At 68.7% G+C, this 23,253-nt stretch carries 15 protein-coding genes; 12 read left to right on the forward strand and 3 right to left on the reverse strand.

Annotation, left to right across the window (positions count from 1 at the left end):
• Positions 1-47 precede the first annotated feature (47 nt).
• A complete protein-coding gene (locus A176_RS00515; protein WP_002637475.1) occupies positions 48-941 on the reverse strand; it encodes a DUF1684 domain-containing protein in 894 nt (297 codons plus the stop codon).
• 97 nt (positions 942-1,038) lie between these two features.
• On the opposite strand from A176_RS00515, the gene A176_RS00520 reads away from it, so the two are divergent.
• From A176_RS00520 to A176_RS00535, 4 genes are all read left to right on the forward strand, one after another.
• Positions 1,039-1,929 (forward strand): 2-oxo acid dehydrogenase subunit E2, encoded by an 891-nt coding sequence (locus tag A176_RS00520; protein WP_226994130.1) that lies wholly within the window; start codon positions 1,039-1,041, stop codon positions 1,927-1,929.
• A 37-nt stretch (positions 1,930-1,966) separates the two neighbouring features.
• Positions 1,967-2,194, forward strand: coding sequence for a hypothetical protein (locus A176_RS00525; RefSeq protein WP_002637473.1), 228 nt, complete (start codon positions 1,967-1,969; stop codon positions 2,192-2,194).
• A gap of 106 nt (positions 2,195-2,300) precedes the next feature.
• Positions 2,301-2,657 (forward strand): TipAS antibiotic-recognition domain-containing protein, encoded by a 357-nt coding sequence (locus A176_RS00530; RefSeq protein ID WP_002637472.1) that lies wholly within the window; start codon positions 2,301-2,303, stop codon positions 2,655-2,657.
• Positions 2,658-2,732: 75 nt separating this feature from the next.
• A complete protein-coding gene (locus A176_RS00535) occupies positions 2,733-3,038 on the forward strand; it encodes a cyclic-phosphate processing receiver domain-containing protein (RefSeq protein WP_002637471.1) in 306 nt (101 codons plus the stop codon).
• 9 nt (positions 3,039-3,047) lie between these two features.
• On the opposite strand, the gene A176_RS39530 is transcribed toward A176_RS00535, so the two are convergent.
• Complete coding sequence (locus A176_RS39530) at positions 3,048-4,325, reverse strand: hypothetical protein (RefSeq protein WP_021781453.1); 1,278 nt, start codon at positions 4,323-4,325, stop codon at positions 3,048-3,050.
• A 146-nt stretch (positions 4,326-4,471) separates the two neighbouring features.
• Positions 4,472-5,212, reverse strand: coding sequence for a transglycosylase domain-containing protein (locus tag A176_RS00550; protein ID WP_002637468.1), 741 nt, complete (start codon positions 5,210-5,212; stop codon positions 4,472-4,474).
• A 349-nt stretch (positions 5,213-5,561) separates the two neighbouring features.
• On the opposite strand from A176_RS00550, the gene A176_RS00555 reads away from it, so the two are divergent.
• The 8 genes from A176_RS00555 (at position 5,562) to A176_RS00590 (ending at position 23,170) form a co-directional block, all read left to right on the forward strand.
• On the forward strand, positions 5,562-6,455 hold the full coding sequence (locus tag A176_RS00555; protein WP_002637467.1) for a hypothetical protein: 894 nt from the start codon (positions 5,562-5,564) through the stop codon (positions 6,453-6,455).
• Positions 6,456-6,654: 199 nt separating this feature from the next.
• The gene (locus tag A176_RS00560; protein WP_044890551.1) at positions 6,655-14,046 is read left to right on the forward strand and encodes a HAMP domain-containing protein; all 7,392 of its coding nucleotides are present in this window, start codon (positions 6,655-6,657) and stop codon (positions 14,044-14,046) included.
• Positions 14,047-14,169: 123 nt separating this feature from the next.
• On the forward strand, positions 14,170-16,152 hold the full coding sequence (locus tag A176_RS00565; protein ID WP_021781450.1) for a hybrid sensor histidine kinase/response regulator: 1,983 nt from the start codon (positions 14,170-14,172) through the stop codon (positions 16,150-16,152).
• Between the two features lie 88 nt (positions 16,153-16,240).
• On the forward strand, positions 16,241-16,741 hold the full coding sequence (locus tag A176_RS00570) for an RNA polymerase sigma factor (RefSeq protein ID WP_021781449.1): 501 nt from the start codon (positions 16,241-16,243) through the stop codon (positions 16,739-16,741).
• Complete coding sequence (locus tag A176_RS00575) at positions 16,738-17,718, forward strand: hypothetical protein (protein ID WP_002635094.1); 981 nt, start codon at positions 16,738-16,740, stop codon at positions 17,716-17,718. Before A176_RS00570 ends, A176_RS00575 begins: the two co-directional genes overlap by 4 nt.
• The gene (locus A176_RS00580) at positions 17,715-19,241 is read left to right on the forward strand and encodes a caspase family protein (RefSeq protein ID WP_002635095.1); all 1,527 of its coding nucleotides are present in this window, start codon (positions 17,715-17,717) and stop codon (positions 19,239-19,241) included. Before A176_RS00575 ends, A176_RS00580 begins: the two co-directional genes overlap by 4 nt.
• Before the next feature lie 71 nt (positions 19,242-19,312).
• Positions 19,313-21,163 (forward strand): hypothetical protein, encoded by a 1,851-nt coding sequence (locus A176_RS00585; protein ID WP_002635096.1) that lies wholly within the window; start codon positions 19,313-19,315, stop codon positions 21,161-21,163.
• 126 nt (positions 21,164-21,289) lie between these two features.
• Positions 21,290-23,170 (forward strand): Ig-like domain-containing protein, encoded by a 1,881-nt coding sequence (locus A176_RS00590; RefSeq protein ID WP_002635097.1) that lies wholly within the window; start codon positions 21,290-21,292, stop codon positions 23,168-23,170.
• Positions 23,171-23,253: the final 83 nt, after the last annotated feature.

The following is a 23,253-nucleotide window of genomic DNA, read 5'->3' on the forward strand; positions in this document are numbered from 1 at the left end:
CATGGCCACCGAGCGTCCACGCGCGGACGCGGGGTCCCCGCGCGCGCTCAGTGGTCGGCGTACCGCTTCTCGCCAGCCTCCACGCGCAGCGCGAGCCGGTTGCCCTTCGGTGGCAACGGGCAGGTGGCGAACTGGGTGAAGGCGCAGGGCGGGTTGTAGGCGCGGTTGAAGTCGAGCACCACGCGCCCCTCCTTGGGCATGTCCGCGGAGAGGAAGCGGCCCGCGCCGTAGGTCGTGTCCCGGTTCGTCGGGTCCGCGAAGATGATGAAGAGCCCGCCCGAGCCATCCTCCACGGGCGTCAGCCGGTGCTCCTTGCCATCCACGGTGAAGACCAGGATGCCTGGGGCCTTCATCTCCTCCACGGTGCCGAGCACGTTGGGCACCTGGATGGTGCGAGGCGTCTCCGCCGGTTCGAAGCGTGCCTCGACGCGCCACTGGGGACTGGCCGGGTACGTGGGGATGCCGTGGAACGCCTTCCGCGCGGGGGCGTTGGCGTCCCGTACGCGCACGCCCAGCTTGTCGCCTCGGAGGATGAGCTGGAAGCTGACGCTCCCGAGCTTCAGCACATCCGGTGAGCCCTTCTCGTCCGTCTGGAGCGCGCCACCCGTGAAGGGCTGTCCGTTGCGGGTGATGACGACGCCCGGTGCGGGTTGGAGCTGGGCGGTGCCGCCCTTCCGGGTGAAGGTGCCCAGCTTCGCGGGAGTGCCCGCCGGGAAGGGGACGTCGTTCCCTGGCGCCGAGCCCACCGACTGCTCGCCCTCCGCGAGCCAGAACAGGCCCACGAGGGTGAGCCAGCCGTCCTCCGCCTGGAGGCGCTCGATGCGCTGCGCATGCCATTCACGGGTCGAAGTCGTCAGGGCTTCAGTGGCGGGGGTGGGCATGTTCTTGGGAGCTGGCGCGGCTTGGAGGGCGAGAGACAGGGCCAGGGCAATGGGTGTCATGTCGGGGGCCTCGGGGGAGGGGAGCCCCTGTCTAACAGGGAGGCCGCCGAGGCGCAGGGGCCCGTGCCCTGGTGGGAGTTGCCGGAGCGCGAACTCCGTGCGAAGCCGGACGTCGCGCGTGCACCTCGACCTTCAGCCCACACCGCCACCCGGTGCCTTCCGGAAGCTCGCCCTGGGGACGTGGCGCGCCTCGGGCGACCCCAGTGCCTATGCGGCCGTGGAAGTGCGCATGGAGCGGGCGCTCGCGTTCCTCGAAGCGCACAAGGGCCGGACGGGACAGCGTCTCACGGTGACTCACCTGGTGGCCAAGGTCGCCGCGGACGCGCTTCGCCGCCACCCGGATGCGAACGTGCTGCTGCGGTGGAACCGGCCCTTCCTGCGCAAGGACGTGGGCGTCTGCGTGCTGGTGGTGCAGCCGGGAGACACGGGGCGCGCCGACCTGACGACGGCGACGGTGCATCGCGCGGATGCGCTGTCGCTCGCGTCCTTCGCGGAGGCGATGGCCTCACGCATCGACGCGGTCCGTGCTCGCAGGGACGCGGTCATCGAGCGCGGCAAGCGCCGTTCGTACCGCATCCCGGGCTTCTTGATGGGACTGGCGCTGCGGCTGTTGTCCTTCGTCTGGTTCACGTTGAACGTGGACCTTCGGTGGGTGGGGATGCCGTGGGACCCGTTCGGCTCGGTGGCGGTGACGAGCCTCGGCTCGTTGGGACTGGAGCGCGGTTACGTGGCGCTGGTGCCGTACACGCGGGTGCCGCTGCTGCTGGCCCCGGGCGCGGTGCGGACCGAGCCCGTGCTGGACGCGGGCACCCTGGCTGTCGGGAAGGTGATGACCCTCACCTGTACCTGGGACGCGCGAGTCATCGGCGTGGAGGACGTGGCCGCGGTCCTGCGTCACATCGGCGCGGCGCTGGAGGACCCGGAGGGCGCCTGGGGGCCGGCGGACATGACGCGCGGTGGCGCTGCGGGCGAGCCCGGGGTGGGGTAGCATCGACAGGCGTCGCTTCGTTTCGTGAGGTGCCCTCGTGTCCGTGAACATCAACCGCCGTGTCATCGCTTCTCGCCCGGTGGGTCGCGCCCTCGGTGGGCAGGACCGCTTCGAGAAGGAGTCCCTGGAAGGGCCTGCGGAGGGCGGCCTCGCGGCGGCGCGGCGTCAGCGGATGGCGGGTGGGACGCTGCGGGCCGGAGAAGAGAGCCCCTTCGCCGCGAAGCTGCGGAAGCTCGCGGGTGGCGCCTCGGACGACGAGCGCTGAGCACGCGACGGGCTGTCTTTCGCGACGTGTCGCTTGAGCCTCACGCGGCGTGAGGCCGTACCTGTTTCATCGCGCCACACTTCCGTGGCGGGATGAGGTGCGGAGCATGTTCGAGAAGCACTGCACGCCGGAGCAGCTTCAGCAGTTGCAGGCTCGCCGGGAGGCCCTGGGCGAGGACGCGATTCGTCAGGTCGAAGCCGAGTGGCCCCAGCTCATCGCCCGCGTCCGCGCGGAGATGGACCAGGGCACGGACCCCACGAGCGAGCCGGTGCGCGCGTTGGCGGCGCGCTGGCGCGAGCTGCTGACGGCTTTCACGGGAGGAGACCCCGGCATCCAGCGGGCCTTGTCGGCGATGCATCAACAGGAGCCCGCCGCCGCCTCGAAGCACGGCTTGGACCCCCAGCTCTTCGAGTACATCGGCAAGGCGATGGCCTGTCTGGACGGGCTGGTCTCGCCGCGGTGAGGCACGGGTTTCAGGGAGGGCGCTCCAGGTGCGTCCCTGGGGCGCCGCGGTACCGGGCTTGGAGGAGAGACTGCGATGAAAGTCTATCTGGACGATGAGCGCGCCACGCCGGAGGGCTGGGTGCGCGTGTGGTGGCCCGAGGAGGCCATCTCCCTGCTGGAGAGCGGGCAGGTGACGGAGCTGAGCCTGGACCACGACCTGGGCGATGACGCGCACGGCACGGGGTACGACGTCCTGCTGTGGCTGGAGGAGGCCGTGGCGACCCGTGGCTTCGTGCCGCCACGGGTCCAGCTGCATTCGGCGAACAGCTCCGCGCGCCAGAAGATGGTGCTGGCGATCGCTCGCATCGAGCGCTTCGCCCAGGAACAGCGGGGCGGGTGAGCGCGAGGCTCAGCGCTGGCGGCCCGGGTACGCCTGAATCTGCGTGGCGTACGTGTCGCCATCCGCGATGTAGTTGAACGCGGCCTGGACGGGCGTGCCCTCGGAGAGTTGCTGCGGGGACACGCGCCTGCCGTTGGCGCTGATGCGGGTGGTGTTGGTCACGAAGAGGTTGAAGGTGGCTCCGGACTCGGCGTCGCGGACCACGATGCGGTCCTTGCCGACCGAGGCCACTTGTCCCTGCATGACGACGCTGGCCAGCACCGTGGACCCGACGTCCGCGTCGGACACGGTGGCACGGGAGCCCGAGCCGCCCGTGCCCGTGTCCGTGCGACGCAAGGTGTCCACCTCGCGTTCAAGCCGCTGGACCTGCGCACGAAGCCGGGCGACTTCCTGGTCGAGGTTCTCAGGCGGCACGGCACCCTCGGTGGGCGCCGCCGCCGTGCCGCCGCGTGTGCCCGTTGGATTCGCGGGACGGGGCGCCGCCACCGCTGAGTCGCTTGTCGTGGTGCCACTGCCGCCGGTCGCGGTGCCTCCGCTCATGTTGGACGAGGTGGTGCCAGCCGTGCCGCTCGGCGTGGTGCCCGCTTGGGTGCCACTGCCACCTGTGGCGGTGCCTCCGCTCACGTTGGACGAGGTGGTGCCTGCTTGGGTGCCACTGTCACCGGTCGCGGTGCCTCCGCTCATGTTGGACGAGGTGGTGCCCGCTTGGGTGCCACTGCCACCGGTCGCGGTGTCTCCGCTCACGTCGGACGAGGTGGTGCCCGCTTGGGTTCCACTGCCACCGGTCGCGGTGTCTCCGCTCACGTCGGCCGAGGTGGCGGCCTCCGTGCCGCTCAGGTCGGAGCTAGAGCCTGTCGTCGTGTTCGTGCTCGCATCCGAGAAGCCCGAGCCGCCAGTGCCACTGCCCGCCGATGGGTTCGTCGCGCCCGTGGCCGAAGGCGCGTACATCCCGGTCCCACTCGTGTCGCCGGCGATGTTCGAAGCCGCCCCCGGCTGCCACGTGCCACCCGTCGTGGCCTCCAACGGGTTGCTCCGCGTCGCGCCGGCGGGCGGTGCGGCGGCGGGCTCCGCACCCGTATTGGTTTCAATCGTGCCCATTGGGGTTCCCCCCGAGTTGCTGGGCGTGAGCTGGGGCGGCGGCGTGAAGTTGCCTGGCTCGTAATACGTCCCCTGTGTTCCGTCGGAAGCTGTCCCGCCAGTCGAGCCACCGCCCGTTACCTGGGCGAGCCCGGCCGATGACGAGAGAAGGCTGAAGGTCAGGGCGGCATGGGTGATGGCGCGTCGCATGGTCGGTTCCTTTCCCGTGGCTTGGAAAAGGTGAGGCCCGGGGGCGAGGCGGCAAGCGTGGCACCAGGCGGACAATCAGGAGTCTGGCCGCACGATGGGAGTGTTGGCGCCGGAAAGGCGGCGCGAGGCGGCCTCCAAAGCGCTCCTCAGCGCTCAGTGCACAACGCGCCCGCGGCGGTCGACGCCAGGGGCCAGGGCGCCAGGCGTGCGGCCTCGGCTTCCGCCTGCGTCACCATGCCCGCCGCGGCCAACCCTTCCAGCAGTGCGTCACGCCGTCGCCGGAGCCGGTCGGGGTCGCACTCGACGTCCCAGGACTTCTCGGAGGTGGCGAGCAGGAAGGCCACATCCGAATGGTCGAGCTGGGCCATGTCCTTGTTCAGCATTGCGTCCGCCGCGGCGGATACGCCAAACAGGCGCCGACCAAACCAGAGGTGGTGCGCCTCGAAGGCGAGCAACTCCTCCGCGCTCCAGTTCCGCGTGAGCCAGAGCGTCAGCGCCAGTTGCTCGAGTGCGCCAGGGGCCCGCTTGTATTCATTCGAAAGCTGATGAGACCACAGGCGGGCGACGAGCTTCGCGAGCTTGAAGCCCGGGGGATATGCGTCGTCACGCGTGCTTCGCGACGGGGGCTCGTGAAGCACCCCCTTCGCCAACGTGAAGATGACGGTGCTGGGCCAGACGGGGTGCACGCGAAGCGTCGCGGTGTGCTCGCTGTGAACCCACGCTCCCTGGTTCCAGGCCGCTGGCAGGGAGGGACCCGTCACCTTCTGGGGCAGCGCGGGCACCCGCGAGAGCGCGGTCCGGTAGACGCACTCCACCGCGGCCAAGGGCACCACGAGCCCGATGCCCAGCAGCCACGCCATGACGATGAAGACCCGTTTTCCGCGCATGTCCCCGTCCGATGAGCAACCTTCAGGCCAGCGTCCCTGGGTGGCGTCGGGCCCGACTTTGACGCGAGCTGTTCGGAAATGTCGGGACATTTCGCGCCACAAACCCCCGACATTTCCGAACAGCCAGCGTCATGGGCCGCGCAGGAGGAGGGCTCCAGGGGGCGCCTCACCCGGCGAGCCTCCCGGCCATGCGGGCCGTTGCCTCCTTTCCGCCGCGCCATGAGATGGCCCCCGTTCGGCCCCGTTCTGTGCTGTCCTGCGGAACCGAAGTGGAACGAGGGGCCGGGCAGGGGTGGATATCGCCCGGAAGGTTCGTGACGCGAGAGTGCCGCCGCGAGGAGCCGCCGCCGTGAGTGGACGGGACAGCCCGGTGTTTGGAGGCAAGTCGGCGCGCGCCTCCGCGAAGGGGGCCCGAGGGCGCCGCGCGGGCCCGTGGCCGCTCACCATCGCGTTCGCCGCCGGGCTCGGGTTGCTCATCTACGTGGCCACCACCAGCCTGCCCTATCTCATCTCCGCGCCCATCTCGGATCCCGCCTTCGGCAACCTCAACCACTGTCTCTCGGGACTGATGGATGGCCCGCGGTTGGGCTGGGCCGTTTCCCCGGACGGCTCGCGCGCGGCTGTCTACGGCGCGCAGGCCGTGGCGGTCTGCGCGCGGACGGGCGGTTCGCGTGTCCTCTCCAGGGCGGGCGTGCGCGCCATCACGTTCGATGGTGAGAACCGTCTCTGGTGGTCGCAGGCCGGGGCGCTCTGGCGGGACGACGGCGCGGCGCCGAAACGGGTGGGGGATTTCTCCCCCGTGACGCTCGTCAGCCACGCCAGCGGTGTGCTGGCGCTGGACGCGGAGGGGCAGCTCGTCTCGGTGGCGCCCGACGGCGCCGTGCTGGGGCAGGTGGCCGTGCCTCCGGACACCGACGCCCGCCTCTCCGTGGGCGCGGAGGGCGCCTACGCGGCCGTGCTCGCGGGGAACGCGCTCCAGTTCTACGAGGCGCGGACGCTCGCGCCGCTCCCCAGCGAAGTGCCTTGCGTGGCGGACGGCCTGTGGTGGCTCCACAGTCCCGAGCATGTGTTGGTGGGATGTGTCCAGCAGGGGGAGGAGGGACAGGCCTTCTCGGTGGACCTGCGGACCGCCATGTCCGAGCCCGCCGAGCGTCCGCTCGGAGCGCCCGCCCGGAGGCTCCTCGGACAGCCCCTCTACGTGCACGGCTGCGACGGATTTCCGTGCACGGCCCCCGCACCCTGAGATGTTGGTAGGAGGCGCGAAGGGCTCGCGTCTTTCACGGTGTGTCCGAACCTCCCGCGCACTGTGTCCACTGGCGGACGTTCAGGGGTTCGTACGCCGGCATTGAATCGACAAGCCCGCGAACTCCCTGGAGATTCGCCCCAGTCCGGGCGCCGCTTCCGTCAGCCAGCAGCGTTCATCCCGATCAGAGGTTTCTCGCGTGGACGACACCAAGGTTCCCCAGTCCCAGTCCAACGGCCGCAAGCGCGCCTCCGCGCGGAAGTCCGCGGGGAACGGAGCTTCCCGCCAGGGGGAGTCCAAGCCCGTCAACCGCCTGAGTGGCGAGCGAGGGCGGGGGCGTTCCACGGCGCCGGCGTCCGTCCAGGCGCCGGAGCCCAAGCCGTCGCGCCGTGACGGCCGGGCCTCCTCGGGGACGCGCGGTCGGGGCCGGGGAAATCACCCGTTGCAGCCCTTGCTCGTCGCGCTCCGTTCGGTGCAGAGCGGCGACTTCTCCGTGCGCCTTCCGGAGGACGACGTTGATCCGGTGATGGAGGACATCGCCAGCGCCTTCAACGCGGTGGTGTCGCTCAACGCCACGCTCACGCAGGAAGTGGTGCGCGTGGAGCGCGTGGTGGGCCGCGAGGGCCGCATGGGCGAGCGCGTGGTGCTGGGTGACGTGCGCGGCGACTGGGCCAACAGCATCCACTCCATCAACTCGCTCATCGGGGACCTGGTGCAGCCCACCACCGAGGTGGCGCGCGTGCTGGTGGCGGTGGCCCAGGGCGACCTCACCCAGAAGATGGCGCTGGAGATAGACGGTCAGCCCGTGAAGGGCGAGTTCCTGCGCATCGGCACCACCGTCAACGCGATGCTGGACCAGCTCAACAGCTTCGCCGCCGAGGTGACGCGCGTCGCGAAGGAAGTGGGCAGCGACGGCAAGCTGGGCGGTCAGGCCGACGTGAAGGGCGTGTCCGGCGTGTGGAAGGACCTCACGGACAACGTGAACCTGATGGCCAACAACCTCACGGCCCAGGTGCGCAACATCGCCGAGGTCTCCACCGCGGTGGCCAACGGCGACCTGTCGAAGAAAATCACCGTGGACGCGCGCGGCGAGGTCTTCGAGCTCAAGAGCACCATCAACACCATGGTGGACCAGCTCAACGGCTTCGCCTCGGAAGTGACGCGCGTGGCGCGCGAGGTGGGCACGGAAGGCAAGCTGGGCGGCCAGGCCGCGGTGCCCGGTGTGTCCGGCACGTGGAAGGACCTCACGGACAACGTGAACTTCATGGCCTCCAACCTCACCACCCAGGTGCGGGGCATCGTGAAGGTGGTGACGGCCGTGGCCAACGGCGACCTCACCCAGAAGCTGATGGTGCCCTCGCAGGGTGAAATCGCCGCGCTGGGCGCCACGCTCAACGCGATGACGGACACCCTCAACGTCTTCGCGCAGCAGGTGACCAGCGTCGCGCGCACGGTGGGCGTGGAGGGCAAGCTGGGCGCTCAGGCCCAGGTGCCCGGCGCCGCGGGCACGTGGAAGGACCTCACGGACAACGTGAACCTGATGGCCAACAACCTCACGGCCCAGGTGCGCAACATCGGTGAGGTGACCACGGCCGTCGCCAAGGGCGACCTGTCCAAGAAAATCACGGTGGACGTCCGCGGCGAGGTGCTGGAGCTGAAGGACACCATCAACACCATGGTGGACCAGCTCCGCGCCTTCGCGTCGGAAGTGACGCGCGTGGCGCGCGAAGTCGGCACCGACGGCAAGCTGGGTGGCCAGGCCGACGTGAAGGGCGTGGCCGGCGTGTGGAAGGACCTCACGGACAACGTGAACTACATGGCGTCCAACCTCACCACGCAGGTGCGAAACATCGCGCTGGTGACGACGTCGGTGGCCAACGGCGACCTGTCCAAGAAAATCACCGTCGACGCGCGCGGCGAAATCCTGGAGCTGAAGAACACCATCAACACCATGGTGGACCAGCTCAACAGCTTCGCGTCGGAGGTGACGCGCGTGGCGCGCGAGGTCGGCACCCACGGCAAGCTGGGCGGTCAGGCGGAAGTGCGCGGCGTGTCCGGCACCTGGAAGGACCTCACGGACAACGTGAACGTGATGGCCGTGAACCTCACCACCCAGGTGCGTGGCATCGCGAAGGTGGTGACGGCGGTCGCCAACGGGGACCTCACCCAGCGCCTGAAGATGGAGGCCAAGGGCGAGGTGGCCGAGCTGGCGGACACCATCAACGCGATGACGCAGACGCTGTCCATCTTCGCGCAGCAGGTGACGGACGTGGCGCGCACGGTGGGCGTGGAAGGCAAGCTGGGCGCCCAGGCAGTGGTGCCGGGCGTGGCGGGCACGTGGAAGGACCTCACCAACAACGTGAACCTGCTCGCCAACAACCTGACCGACCAGGTCCGCAACATCGCGGAGGTGACCACGGCCGTCGCCAAGGGCGACCTGTCGCGCAAAATCACCGTCGACGCCAAGGGCGAGGTGCTGGAGCTGAAGAACACCATCAACACCATGGTGGACCAGCTCAACAGCTTCGCGGCCGAGGTGACGCGCGTCGCGAAGGAGGTCGGCACCGAGGGCAAGTTGGGCGGTCAGGCCGATGTGAAGGGCGTGTCCGGCGTGTGGAAGGACCTCACGGACAACGTGAATTTCATGGCCGTGAACCTCACCACGCAGGTGCGCGGCATCGTGCGCGTGGTGACGGCGGTGGCCAACGGCGACCTGAACCAGAAGCTGACGCTGGACGCGAAGGGTGAAATCGCCGCGCTCGCGGACACCATCAACGCGATGACGCAGACGCTGTCCATCTTCGCGCAGCAGGTGACGGACGTGGCGCGCACGGTGGGCGTGGAGGGCAAGCTGGGCGCCCAGGCGGAAGTGCCGGGCGTGGCGGGCACGTGGAAGGACCTCACCAACAACGTGAACCTGCTCGCCAACAACCTCACGGCGCAGGTGCGAAACATCGCGGAGGTGACCACGGCCGTCGCCAACGGGGACCTGTCGAAGAAAATCACCGTCGACGCCAAGGGCGAAGTGCTGGAGCTGAAGAGCACCATCAACATCATGGTGGACCAGCTCCGCGCGTTCGCCGCCGAGGTGACGCGCGTCGCGAAGGAGGTCGGCACCGAGGGCAAGCTGGGTGGTCAGGCCGACGTGAAGGACCTGTCCGGCGTGTGGAAGGACCTCACGGACAACGTGAATGTGCTGGCCGGCAACCTGACGGACCAGGTGCGAAACATCGCCAAGGTGACGACGGCCGTCGCCAACGGGGACCTGTCGCAGAAAATCACCGTCTCCGTGAAGGGCGAGGTGCTGGAGCTGAAGAACACCATCAACACGATGGTGGACCAGCTCCGCGCGTTCGCCTCCGAGGTGACACGCGTCGCGAAGGAGGTCGGCACCGAGGGCAAGCTGGGCGGTCAGGCCGCGGTGCCCGGCGTGGCCGGGACGTGGAAGGACCTCACGGACAACGTGAATGTGCTGGCCGGCAACCTGACGGACCAGGTGCGAAACATCGCCAAGGTGACGACGGCCGTCGCCAACGGGGACTTGTCGCAGAAGATCTCCGTCGAGGCGCGCGGCGAAATCCTGGAGCTGAAGAGCACCATCAACACCATGGTGGACCAGCTCCGCGCGTTCGCCGCCGAGGTGACGCGCGTCGCGAAGGAGGTGGGCACCGAGGGCAAGCTGGGCGGTCAAGCCGCGGTGCCCGGCGTGGCCGGTACGTGGAAGGACCTCACGGACAACGTGAACAGCATGGCCTCCAACCTGACGTCGCAGGTGCGGAACATCGCGCTGGTGACGACGGCGGTGGCCAACGGTGACCTGTCGAAGAAAATCACCGTCGACGCCAAGGGCGAAATCCTGGAGCTGAAGGACACCATCAACATCATGGTGGACCAGCTCAACAGCTTCGCCGCCGAGGTGACGCGCGTGGCGCGCGAGGTCGGCACCGAGGGCAAGCTGGGCGGTCAGGCGGAAGTGCGCGGCGTGTCCGGCGTGTGGAAGGACCTCACGGACAACGTGAACTTCATGGCCCGCAACCTCACCACGCAGGTGCGCGGCATCGTCAAGGTCGTGACGGCGGTCGCCAACGGCGACTTGAAGCAGAAGCTGGCCGTGGAAGCGAAGGGCGAGGTCGCCGCGCTGGCGGAGACCATCAACAACATGACGGACACGCTGGGCACCTTCGCCGAGCAGGTGTCCACCGTGGCCCGCGAAGTGGGTGTGGAAGGGAAGCTGGGCGGTCAGGCCCGCGTGCCGGGTGTGGCGGGCACGTGGAAGGACCTCACGGACAACGTGAACTTCATGGCCTCCAACCTCACCACGCAGGTGCGCGGCATCGTCAAGGTCGTGACGGCGGTCGCCAACGGCGACTTGACGCAGAAGCTCATCGTGGACGCGAAGGGTGAGGTCGCCGCGCTGGCGGAGACCATCAACAACATGACGGACACGCTGGGCACCTTCGCCGACCAGGTGACGACGGTGGCCCGCGAGGTCGGTATCGAAGGAAAGCTGGGCGGCCAGGCCCGCGTGCCCGGCGCGCGCGGCACGTGGCGGCAGCTCACCGACAACGTGAATCAGCTCGCCGGCACGCTGACGAGCCAGCTTCGCGCCATCTCCGACGTGGCCACCGCGGTGACGAAGGGTGACCTCACGCGCAGCATCACCGTCGTCGCCGAGGGCGAGGTCGCCGCGCTGAAGGACAACATCAACCAGATGATCGTCAACCTGCGTGAGACCACGCAGAAGAACCAGGAGCAGGACTGGCTCAAGACGAACCTGGCGAAGTTCAGCGGCATGATGCAGGGGCAGAAGAGCCTGGACGCCGTCAGCCGCCTCATCATGAGCGAGCTGACGCCGCTGGTCTCCGCCCACCACGGCGCCTTCTTCCTGGTGGACGGCACCGAGGCGGGCACGCCGCTGCTCAAGCTCACCAGCACCTACGCGTACCGGGAGCGCAAGCACATCGCGAACCGGTTCCGCTTCGGTGAGGGAATCGTGGGCCAGTGCGCCCTGGAGCGGAAGACCATCCTGCTCAAGCAGGTGCCGTCGGACTACATCACCATCTCCTCGGGGCTGGGCGAGGCCTCGCCGCTCAACATCATCGTCCTGCCCGTCCTCTTCGAGGGCGAGGTGAAGGCCGTCATTGAGCTGGCCTCGTTCCACCCGTTCAGCGCCATCCACCAGATCTTCCTGGACCAGCTCACGGAGAGCATTGGCGTGGTGCTGAACATGATCATCGCCAACATGCGCACCGAGCAGCTCCTGCTCCAGTCGCAGGACCTCACGCAGGAGCTCCAGAGCCAGTCCAAGGAGCTGACGCAGCAGCAGGACGCGCTCAAGCGCAGCAACATCGAGCTGGAGGAGAAGGCGACGCTGCTGGAGGAGCAGAACCGCCGCGTCGAGGAGAAGAACAACGAGGTGGAGCGCGCCCGCGTCAGCCTGGAGGAGAAGGCCGAGCAGCTCACCGTCATCTCCAAGTACAAGAGCGAGTTCCTGGCCAACATGAGCCACGAGCTGCGCACGCCGCTCAACTCGCTGCTCATCCTGGCCAAGCTGCTGTCCGACAACAAGGACGGCAACCTCAGCTCCAAGCAGGTGGAGTACGCGAACACCATCTACGCCTCCGGCGGAGACCTGCTCAGCCTCATCAACGAAATCCTCGACCTGTCCAAGGTGGAGGCCGGGAAGATGCAGGTGGAGCCGCGGGACATCGTCCTCACCGAGCTCAACCAGTTCATCGAGCGCAGCTTCCTGCCGGTGGCGGAGCAGAAGGGCCTGTCCTTCACGGTGGAGGTGGGCCCCGGCTCGCCCCGTCACATCCGCACCGACCCGCAGCGGCTCCAGCAGGTGCTGAAGAACCTCTTGTCCAACGCCTTCAAGTTCACGGACGAGGGCGGCGTGCAGCTCAAGGTGAAGCTGGCCGAGGCCGGCACGCCCTTCGACCACCCGGTGCTGCGTGCCTCGCGTCAGGTGCTCGCCTTCGTGGTGACGGACTCGGGCATTGGCATCGCCCGGGACAAGCAGCGCCTCATCTTCGAGGCCTTCCAGCAGGCGGACGGCTCCACCGCGCGCAAGTACGGTGGCACCGGCCTGGGCCTGTCCATCAGCCGCGAAATCGCCAAGCTGCTGGGCGGCGAAATCCAGGTGACCAGCGAGCCCGGACGCGGCAGCACCTTCACCCTGTTCCTGCCGCCCGAGTACATCCTCCCGGAGGAGGATGCGCTCCCGTCCATCCCGACGGCGCTGGAGCCCGTTCCCCGCCTGCCGCCGCCGCCCGAGCTGCCGCGCCGGGAGGCGCCCGCCTCGCCGCCCGTGGCGGACAGCGGCCACGTGTTGGACGCGGCGCTGCCGCCGCCCATCGAGTCACTGCTCACGCCCGTGGCCGTGGAGGATGACCGCGACCACATCCGCGAGGGGGACCGCGTCCTGCTCATCATCGAGGACGACGTGAAGTTCGCCCGCATCATGGTGCAGATGGCGCGGGAGAAGGGCTTCAAGGCCCTGGTGGCCACGCGCGGCGACACCGGCCTGTCCATGGCCAACGAGTTCCAGCCGCACGCCATCACCCTGGACATCCAGCTCCCGGTGGTGGACGGCTGGAGCGTGCTCGACCGGCTCAAGCGCAACGCGCGCACGCGGCACATTCCGGTGCACGTCATCAGCGTCATGGACAAGAACCAGGGCAACTCGCAGGGCGCCTTCGGTTACCTCACCAAGCCCGTCAGCAAGGAGGGCCTGGAGCGGGTGTTCAACCAGCTCGCCAGCTTCCTGGAGCGCAAGGAGCGCCGGCTGCTGCTGGTGGAGGACGACGACGTCCAGCGCGACAGCCTGGTGAAGCTGCTCAGCGAGGGCGGTGACGTCGCGGTGACGGCGGTCGCCACCGGCGAGGAGGTGCTCCAGAACCTGGAGTCGGGCGAGTTCGACTGCGTCGTGATTGACCTGATGCTGCCCGACACCGACGGCATCAAGCTGGTGGAGGAGGTCAAGACGCAGAACCGGTTCCGTGACCTGCCCATCGTCATCTACACGGGCAAGGAGCTGACGCCCAAGGACGAGGCCCGGCTGCGCCGCTACACCGGCAGCGTCATCCTCAAGAGCGGGACGAAGAGCCCGGAGCAGCTCCTGAGCGACACGGCGCTGTTCCTCCACCGGTTGGACCAGAACCTGCCGCCGCGCGCCCGCGCCGCCCTGGCTCAGCGCAACGACGCGGAGAGCGAACTGGCCGGACGCAAGGTGCTGGTGGTGGACGACGACATGCGCAACATCTTCGCGCTCACCAGCGTGCTGGAGAACCACGGCATGCAGGTGGTGTTCGCGGAGAACGGGCGCGCGGCCATCGAGATACTCGAACAGCACCGCGACACCGACATCGTCCTCATGGACGTGATGATGCCGGAGATGGACGGCTATGAGACCATGCGTGCCATCCGCAAGGACCTCAAGTACTCCAGCCTCCCCATCATCGCGGTGACGGCCAAGGCCCTGAAGGACGACCGGGAGAAGTGCATGGCCGCCGGCGCGAGCGACTACCTGCCCAAGCCCGTGGACACCGACAAGCTCCTGGAGCTCATCCGTCTCTGGGTGACGGCTTGATTCACTGAGTGATGGTTACCTCACGACGCCCCTCTTCCGGGCTTGGGTCCGGACGAGGGGCCGCCTAGCCTCTCCCTGCTTGAGAATCCGTGAGGCCCAGGCAGATTGATTCCGCCGACTTCAATGACGCCTAGCGAACACATCACCGCGGAACGCAACCAGGAAGGGTCATCCCAGCCGCGGGCGAGCATCCTCATGGTGGACGACCATCCGTCCAACCTGCTCGCGCTCGAGGCCATCCTCGAGCCGTTGGGACAGGAGCTGGTGAAGGCCACCAGCGGGGAGGAGGCGCTCAAGTTCCTCCTCCAGCGCGACTTCGCCGTCATCCTGATGGACGTGCAGATGCCGGGGCTGGACGGTTTCCAGACGGCCACCCTCATCAAGCAGCGCGAGCGCACGCGCACCATCCCCATCATCTTCCTCACCGCGCTCAGCCGCGACGCCGCCCATGTGTTCAAGGGGTATGCGCACGGCGCGGTGGACTACCTGCTCAAGCCGTTCGACCCTGAAATCCTCCGCTCCAAGGTCAGCGTCTTCGTGGACCTGTTCCTCAAGGAGCAGCAGATTCAGCGCCAGGCGGTGCTGCTGCGCCAGCGCGAGCGCGAGTCCCTGGAGCGCCAGAGCGAGCTGCGCCATCTGCGCCTCACGGAGTCGTTGCCGGAGGTGATGTGGGCGGCGCGCTCGGATGGCAGCTTCACCTACGCCAACCGCGCCGCGCGCGACTACACGGGCATCCAGGCCGAGCAGCCGCTGTCGCTGAACACCTTCCTGGAGTTCGTCCACCCGGCGGACCGCGAGGCCATGCGCGCCGTGTGGGTGCAGGCCATCCGCATGGGCCAGCGCGTGGAGCGCGAGTTCCGGCTGCGCCGCTTCGACGGCGTGTACCGCTGGCACCTGGCGCGCGCGGTGCCGGAGCGGGACGAGAATGGCCTGCTGGCCGGCTGGATTGCCGTGGCCACGGACATCGACGACAAGCGCCGGGCGGAAGAGGCGCAGGGGCGCTTCAAGGCGACGCTGGACGCGACGCTGGACTGCGTCCTCATGTTCTCCCCGGACTCGCTGACGCTCACCTACGCCAACGCGGGCGCGGCGAAGCAGCTCTCCAGCAGCGCGGAGGAGCTGGTGGGGCTGTCGGTGTTGGAGGTGGAGAGCGCCTTCGACGATGCGGGCTTCCGCAAGCTGCTGGCGCCGCTGGTGAGCGGCACCCTGCCCAGCCAGACGTACTCCACCAGCCACCGGCGGCGGGATGGCTCGGAGGTGCCGGTGGAGGTGGTGCTCCAGTATGTCGCCGCGGATGGCGGCCCGGGGCGCTTCATCTCCGTGGCGCGCGACATCACCGAGCGGCAGCGGGCGGAGACGGCGCTGCGGATGGCCAGCGAGGCGAAGGACGCGTTCCTCGCGGCGGCCAGCCACGAGCTGCGCACGCCGCTGGCCGCGGCCAAGGGCCACGCGCACCTGGCGCTGCTGAAGCTGGGCGGCGAGACGGAGACCGGGCCGGGCAAGTCGCTGAAAATCATCAACCGGCAAATCGACCGGATGGCCAAGCTGGTGGAGGACCTGCTCGACATCAGCCGTCTCCAGGCGGGCCGCCTGTCGTTGGAGCTGGAGCGGTTCGACCTGAGCCAGCTCGTGCACGAGACGCGGGACCGCATGGCCGTGTTGTCCCAGGGCCATGAAATCCACGTCGAGGCGGCGGAGCGGCTCGAGGGGACGTGGGACCGGGGCCGGTTGGACCAGGTGCTCACCAACCTCCTGTCCAATGCGCTGCGGTATTCACCCGAGGGCGGCCCTGTGTGGGTGCGGCTCCAGAACGAGCGCGACGAGGGTGTCCACCTGTCGGTGACGGACACGGGCGTGGGCATCCCGAAGGAGAAGCAGTCGCTCATCTTCGAGCGATTTGGCCGCGCTCACGGCAGCAAGTACGGCGGCCTGGGCCTGGGGCTCACCATCAGCCAGGGCATCGTCGAGCAGCACGGCGGCCGCATCTGGGTGGAGTCGCCCGGCGTCGCGGGGGAGGGCTCCACCTTCCACGTGTGGCTGCCGCGTGAGACGGAGGCGCCCGCAGTCAACACGCACCCGGACGCGGCGACCCGTACCGCGAACTGAGGGGCCCCTCCCGAGCGGGCCGCGTTTTTTCTAGGGGTCAGGTTCCCACGCTGGCACGGTCGCGTGTCGAAATGGGCGTGGAGAGAAAATGGTCCGGGGACTAGGCGCCTCGGAGCTCGCAGACCTCTATGAAAAGTACGCGCCCACCGTTCACGGGAGGGCAAGGACCCTGCTTGGCCGCGACTCGGATGCCTGGGACGCGGTGCAGGAGGTCTTCTGCCGTCTGCTCAAGTCGGGTGGGGCGTTTCGCGCGGAGGCACGTCCCATGACCTACATCTTCCGGGTCACCACCCATGTCTGCCTCAACATGCTGCGGAGCCGGGCGCTGAAGGACGTTCCTTCCGAGGCGCCCGATGCGTCAGCGGAATTGGGCGCGGACCCTCAGGAGGTGGAGGCTCGCAACCTGCTGCGCGTGCTGGCTCGGGAGCTGGATGAGCGCGCGCTCCAGATTGCGACGCTCCACTTCGTGGACGCGCTCACCCAGGAGGAAATCGTGGAGGTGGTGGGCCTGTCGCGCAAGACGGTGGGGCGCGAGCTGGAGAAGGTTCGCACCCGGGCGCGCGAGCTCGCGCTGGAGCCCCGGCCATGAGCGGACATCTGTCGAGGCTGGTGTTGGATGAGCTCGTCGTCGGCGACGCGGCGCCTCCGGCACATCTCGCCGCGTGCGCGGAGTGTCAGGCGAAGCTGGCTCGGCTGCGCGAGGCGGCGGGAGCGGCGCGAGTGGCACCAGAGTTCGCGTGGACGCGGACGCGGGTGTTGGCGCAGCGCGAGGCGTCCGCGGAAGAGGCATCAGCGTTCGCGGGAGCGGTGGTGCAGCGCGAGGAGTCCGCACAGGCGGCGCCGGCGTTCGAGCGGGCGCGGGTATTGGCGCCACGCGAGGCGTCCTCGGCGGTCGAGCGGGCGCGGGTGGTGGCGCCGCACGATGAGTCTGCGCAGGAGTCCTCGGCGTTCGAACGGGCGCGGGTGGTGGCGCCACGCGATGAGTCCGCGCGGAAGGCATCAGCGTCCTCGTGGACACGCTGGTTCAATCGGTTCATGGCGCCCAGGCGGGGCTCGCCGAGGAACTGGCTGTGGGCCGTCCCCCTGGCCGCGGCCCTCGGGTTGGCGTCGGTGGTGGTGCTGCGCGAGCCGCCGGACGGAGTTCGTATCAAGGGCGGTCCCTTCGTGTCCGTGGTGCGGCAGTCGGATGGCGCCGTGGACGCGCCGCTGTCTCCCGGGGACGTGGTGACGCTCTCCCTGAAAGCGGCGCCCTACCGGTACGCGCTGGTGTTCGCCACGGACGCGGCAGGGAAGGTGGCGCTCCTGTGGCCTTCACGGGGCACGCAGTCGGGAGACCCGGCCGCACTGGTGATGCCACCCACGTTCATCGTCACGCCCGGCGACTTCGTGCTGGACGCCTTCTTCTCGGACGCGCCACTGCCGGCCGAGCCGGGCCGGGCGGCCCTGGCGATCCGTGCCGCCGTCTGCGCCACACGGACGCAGCTTTCGGACTGTCAATTCCCCGCGCCATTGGACGGCGCGGCACACCACTACCGCCTCGCCGTCCCTGTGAGCTCCGGCCCATGATGCTGCTCTCGCTGCTGACCGCCGCGCTGCTGTCCCAGTCCCCTACCGATGAAGCGCCGCCGCCCAGGCGTTACGCGCTGCTCATCGGGGCCAACCAGGGCCTGGCCTCCGATGAAACCCTGCGCTTCGCGGACGCTGACGCGCGCCGCATGTTCACCCTGTTCCGGGACGCGGGAGGCCTCCACCCGGAGGACGCCCAGCTCGTCCTGGGCGCGGATGCGGGCCGGGTGAAGACGGCCCTGAAGATGCTGCGGGAGCGCATGGCGCGCGACGCCGCGCCGGGCGACCAGCTCCTCGTCTACGTGTCGAGCCACGCCGATGGCGAATCACTGCACCTGTCCGGGACGCGCCTGCCCGTGAAGGACCTGGTGTCGTTCATGGAGGCCTCGCCCGTGGGCGTGGCGGTGATGTTCATCGACTCGTGCCGCTCGGGCGCGGCCACCCGCATCAAGGGACTGGAGCCGGTGGAGGAGCGGCTGGTGCAGTGGTCCGCGCCCGCCATCAAGGGCCGCGTCATCGTCACGTCGTCCAGCGCGGACGAGGCCTCGCAGGAGGCCGATGACCTCCAGGGCTCCTTCTTCACGCACCACCTGCTGGCGGGACTGCGCGGCGCGGGGGACCTCAACCGGGACGGGCGCGTCACGCTCCAGGAGTCCTATGCCTACGCGTATGGGCGCACGGTGGAGTCCACGCTGCTCACCCGTGCGGGGACGCAGCACCCCAACTTCCAGTTCGACTTGAAGGGGCAGGGCGAGCTGGTGCTCACCGAGCCCGTGCTCGCGCCCAGCCGGCTGCTCATCACCGTGCCCGAGCCGGGCGAGTGGGTGGTGGCCTCGGAGCAGGACGGCATGGTGATGGGCGTGTTCACCAAGGGGAACGGCCCGGTGATGATGGCCCTGCCGCCTGGGGGCTATCGCCTGCGCTCGCGGCGGGAGGACGCGTGGCTGGAGATGCGCGTCGCGGTGCCCGACAAGGGGCATGCGCTGGTGGATGAGTCGCTGCTCCGCGAGGGCACGCTGGTCGCGCTGAAGGCAAAGGGCCCCCAGGGCTGGCGCGGCGCGCTGCACGTGGGCGGCGCCTTCGCGACGCGGACGGCCAGCAACTTTGGTTCAAGCGTGGGTGGGCAGATCCAAGCCTTGTTCAATGCCCCCATTCTCCCGTCGGTCCTGGACGTGGCGTGGGGCACGTTCGCCGGCCGCGCGAGCGGGTCCACGGTGAGCCGCGGCATCCATCAGACCGAATTGTCCCTGCGGATGGGCATGGGGCGCCGGTTCCCGTTTCCGATAGGCGCGCTGACGGTAGGGCCTGAGCTGGGGGCCTTGTTCCTCTTCCAGAACGAAGCGGGCACGCCCCGGGCGGGAACAGCGCCGTACGGTGGCGCGAGCGCCTCCGCATGGCTCGACGCCCAAGGCGTGTCGCTGGTCATCACGGGCTCGGTGGGCGCGGCGGTGATGCCACTGCCCCAGGGCGCCGAGTTGACGCCGGTCGCGAGCGTTGGCGCGGGGCTGGGCTGGAATTTCTGACGCCGTGGGGTTCCCAGGTTCGCGCGCTCGCGTGTCTCAAGGGAGCACGCCACGCAACGCCTGGAGCCTCCATGTTTCGCTGTCTCGCTGCCTCCTTCGCGCGAACCACGCTGCTCTTCACCACGCTGTCGCTGTTGGGGTGCGGTGAGGTCTCGGATGGCTCATCCCGGAATCCGCCGCTTCCTCCCCGAATGGTGCTCAACGACGCGCGCGGCGAGGAGTATGTGAATGGAAATCTCCTCGTCACCGTTCGGTTCCAGGGCAGCACCCCCGATAAGGTCGAGCTGCTCCACGACGGGGAGCTGCTGGCCACGCTGGTCCCGCCATTCCAGTTCACCTGGGACACGCGGGGGCAAGAGGAGCGTGTTCATCGGCTTCAGGCTCGCACGGAGTGGGAGGGCCGTGACGTCCTCAGCGAGGAACTCCTCGTTTCGGTGGACCGCACCCGGCCCGATGTGGCCCACCTCGTCCCTCGGCACGACAACCACACCTTCGTGGAGGCATCGACGTTTCGGGTGACCTTCACGGAGCCCATCCATGTCACCGAGCCCGACGCGCTGAAGTTCGAGTACACAGTCCATGGCGAGACGTGGCGGGCGACCCTGGAACTCTCGGAGGACAAGCGGAGCCTGTCCGCGCCCATCATGATGCGACCCCCTGGTCTCATGCAGCCGCTCGATGGCGCCTCCTCGTTGTCGTTGGAGGGCATCACGGACCTGGCGGGCAATCCCTTCCGGGAGAACGTGTTCACCGGGCCGCTCGACGCATGGACGTGGACGGTTCCCGCTTACAAGCGCGAACTCGTATCCATGGGGAGAGCCGCGGGGCGCCCGGCAGTGGCGATGGACGCGGAGCACTCCGCGGTGGTCGCCATCGCGGATGCCTCGCTGGTTCCGTTGAGCCTCCCTGCCAGTTTCGGTGACTGGATGGTGGTGCATCGTCAGTCCGGAGAGACCTGGAGTCGCATGGGCAACCCCTTCCCGTTGGGAATCCAGGTTCAGGTGTCCAACCCGTCGTTGGCCTTGGACTCGGAGGGGAATCCGATGGTGGCTTTCCTTCAACGGATTTGGGGGCAGTCTCGGCGTACGCTCGAGGTCTACCGGTGGACGTCGTCGGAGTGGGTGCCAATGGGCTCCTCGCTCAACGCTCCCGACGGGGCGGAAGTGCATGATGCCGCGCTCGTCGTGGACAGCGAAGGCCGGCCCGTCGTGGCGTGGGGTGCCAGTGATGGCATTCACGTCGCGCGGTGGGAGGCGGAAACCTGGCAGCCGCTGGGAGAGGTTCAGCGGGAAGGGATTGCCTCCGAGGCCCGGATCGTGACGCACGCGCCCGCGATCAGCGCGGATGGCTCAGGAGGCATCTTCCTGGCATGGGCCGAGGCCGAGACCTCGACGAACAGGTCAGGCCTCTATGTCCGGCACTGGATTGGTCAGAGTTGGGTACCGGTGGGGGGCCGGCTTCTTCGGGCCTCGGACCCAACGGTCTTCGAGGCCGAGGAACCCTCGATTGCCACGACACCGGACGGACGGCCCGTGGTGGTCTGGGCTGAACGAAATGCCTTCGCGAACCCCCTTCAACAGGAGGTGGTGGTCGCCCGCTGGTCGGGGACCTCCTGGTCGCCCGAGAACGTGACCTCCGTGTGCGAGGCCGTTCCTGTCTCCGGTCGGAGGTGGCCGGTGGTGGCCGTTGATGTCCAGGGACGCGAGCTGGTGTCGTTCCTCAGCGGCACCAGCTCCAGCTCGGACCATGAGATCTGCACCTACCTGACCCTTTACGATACCCCTCGAACCCGCCGTGTCCGGAGGGTTGGGGCTTACAGCGGGCCCGTGGCCATGACCTTGGATGAGACAGACATGCCCGTGCTCGTGTGGGGCGGTGCCTCGTTCGTCAGCATGGGTCGCCTGAACTGGGAAGGGGAGTAGCCGGAATGGCCCTTCCGGAGCCCGTGTATCAGCCGCGGTGAGCCAGGGGCGTGGTTGGGAATTTCGGTTCCCACTCACGCCCGCTCGCGTGTCCAAAGAAACACATGCCTTTCTCTAGGAGTTGCGATGCCTCGCCGTTCCGCGATGCCTTGGATGCACGCCTTGTTGTTCATGCTCACGCTGGCCCTGTCCGGCTGCGGTGAAGTCTCCGATGGAAGGACGCCCTCACCCTCTCCGGGTAACGGGTTTCGCCTGCAAATCAACGACGCCCAGATGGAGTACGTGAACGGCGCCCTCCCCATCACGGTGCGTGCGCTCGGAGGGACTCCAGACACAGTGGAGCTCTTCTTGGATGGCGTGCTGCTGGCCACGCTGCTGCCGCCTTTCGAGTTCACGTGGCAATCGGCGGAGACCACGGAGGGCGTGCATCAGCTCCAGGCCCGAACGCAATGGAAGGGGAGCGCCGTCCTGAGCCCGAAGCACTCCGTGACGGTGGACCGCACAAGGCCCAGAATCTCGAGCAGGTCTCCCTGGGGGACGGTCCACGTGGGGCGTACGACGACCTTGGAAGTCACCTTCTCGGAGGTCGTCCGGTTGATGGGCGAGCAGGAGCTGACGGCCAATGTCCAGGTGGGTGGCCGCAGCCTGTCTCCGCGCATGGTGTTGTCCGAGGACGGCTTGACGCTTCGGGCGCAGCTCGACGCGCCGGAGATGCTGCCGTCGTCCGGCTCCGCTTCACTTCCGATGTGGGACATCCGAGACCTGGCAGGCAACCCCGCCGAATACAGCGCCTCATCGGCGGGGCACTTCTCCTGGACCTGGGACGTCCCTCTCTTCCACGAAGAACGCTATTCCTGGTCGTATGGGCGAACGTCCGAGGTGGGGGTGTCCGCCACGGTCCTGGACCGGTTGGCGCTGGTCGTGGCGGAGGATGGCACCCCGGTGATTGCGTTCGCCGACGCCTTGGGTCGTGGCTCGCGTGACGATGTGGAGCAAGCCGCGGGCATCGTCGTGAGGCGCCTGGAGTCCGGCATCCGGAGCGACGTCGGCGCTCCCGTCCGCGCGCCCGATGCACCTCGGGAGGCCCGTTTTTCTCATCCGCGGCTCGCGCGGGGCTCGGAGGGGCGCCTCCTGGTGTCGTTCCACCAGCAGGACTCCGCGGACGCGCGCCCCGCGCTCCACGTCTCTCAATGGACGGAGTCTGCCTGGGAGCCCTTGGGCGCGCGGTTGAACGCGCCCGATGCGGCGGAGATGTACGGCTCCGCGCTCGTTGTCGACAGTGAAGGTCGCCCCGTCGTGGCCTGGAGCGCGGCGGATGGCATCCGGGTGCAGCGCTGGGAAGATGGACGGTGGCTTCCGCTGGGGGACGTCCAGCGCGCGGGCACGAGCCCCGGCGCCACCATTTCGGCCTACGCGCCCGCGTTGAGCGCGGATGGCTCGGGGGGAATCTTCGTGGCTTGGGCGGAGGCCGAGTCCCCGGAGGAGGCGGGGGCGGGGCTGTACGTCCGCCACTGGGGCGCTTCGGGTTGGGAGGCGCGGGGGGGGCCGCTCCTCCATGACACTCGACACTACCTGAAGGTTCAGGTGACCGAGCCGGCGCTTGTGTCGCTGCCGGATGGGCGGCTCGTGGCCATCTGGGCGGAGACGAACTTCGCGAATCTCCTTGAAAACATGGTGACGGCCCAATGGTCCGGTACGGCCTGGGACCTCCAGGTCGTGACATCCCCGACGCGGCGGTTCACCCATCTGGAGCGTCGCTGGTTCTCCGCCGCGGTCGATACGGACGGGCACCCCCTGTTGATGTTCTTCGTGGACTCTCCGGACAACGGCATCTACGTGTCCTGGTCCCATCAGAATGCGTACTCGACGGACCTCTTCGCGAAGGTAGACCCGCGTACGCCCATTGCCATGACGGTGGATGGAAACGGCAAGCCGGTGATTGCGTTCACCTCGCTCATCCCGTGGTCCGCCACCGAAGTGGTAACGCTCATCCGCATGAACGAGTGAACTGGCGGCCCCGGCCCTCCTCTCTGGGGGAGGCGGGGCCGGGCAGGCGTCGCGTCCGCTGTCCCTCCTCGGGTGATTACCCT

It is taken from the genome of Myxococcus hansupus (assembly GCF_000280925.3).
Taxonomy (GTDB): Bacteria; Myxococcota; Myxococcia; order Myxococcales; family Myxococcaceae; genus Myxococcus; species Myxococcus hansupus.

Excerpts from the sequence above, each read along its gene's own strand:
- A176_RS00585 (WP_002635096.1), top strand. The coding sequence starts at position 19,313 with ATGTTTCGCTGTCTCGCTGCCTCCTTCGCGCGAACCACGCTGCTCTTC.
- A176_RS00590 (WP_002635097.1), top strand. The coding sequence starts at position 21,290 with ATGCCTCGCCGTTCCGCGATGCCTTGGATGCACGCCTTGTTGTTCATG.
- A176_RS00530 (WP_002637472.1), top strand. The coding sequence starts at position 2,301 with ATGTTCGAGAAGCACTGCACGCCGGAGCAGCTTCAGCAGTTGCAGGCT.
- A176_RS00570 (WP_021781449.1), top strand. The coding sequence starts at position 16,241 with ATGGTCCGGGGACTAGGCGCCTCGGAGCTCGCAGACCTCTATGAAAAG.
- A176_RS00575 (WP_002635094.1), top strand. The coding sequence starts at position 16,738 with ATGAGCGGACATCTGTCGAGGCTGGTGTTGGATGAGCTCGTCGTCGGC.
- A176_RS00550 (WP_002637468.1), bottom strand. The coding sequence starts at position 5,212 with ATGCGCGGAAAACGGGTCTTCATCGTCATGGCGTGGCTGCTGGGCATC.
- A176_RS00515 (WP_002637475.1), bottom strand. The coding sequence starts at position 941 with ATGACACCCATTGCCCTGGCCCTGTCTCTCGCCCTCCAAGCCGCGCCA.
- A176_RS00565 (WP_021781450.1), top strand. The coding sequence starts at position 14,170 with ATGACGCCTAGCGAACACATCACCGCGGAACGCAACCAGGAAGGGTCA.
- A176_RS00535 (WP_002637471.1), top strand. The coding sequence starts at position 2,733 with ATGAAAGTCTATCTGGACGATGAGCGCGCCACGCCGGAGGGCTGGGTG.
- A176_RS00580 (WP_002635095.1), top strand. The coding sequence starts at position 17,715 with ATGATGCTGCTCTCGCTGCTGACCGCCGCGCTGCTGTCCCAGTCCCCT.
- A176_RS39530 (WP_021781453.1), bottom strand. The coding sequence starts at position 4,325 with ATGCGACGCGCCATCACCCATGCCGCCCTGACCTTCAGCCTTCTCTCG.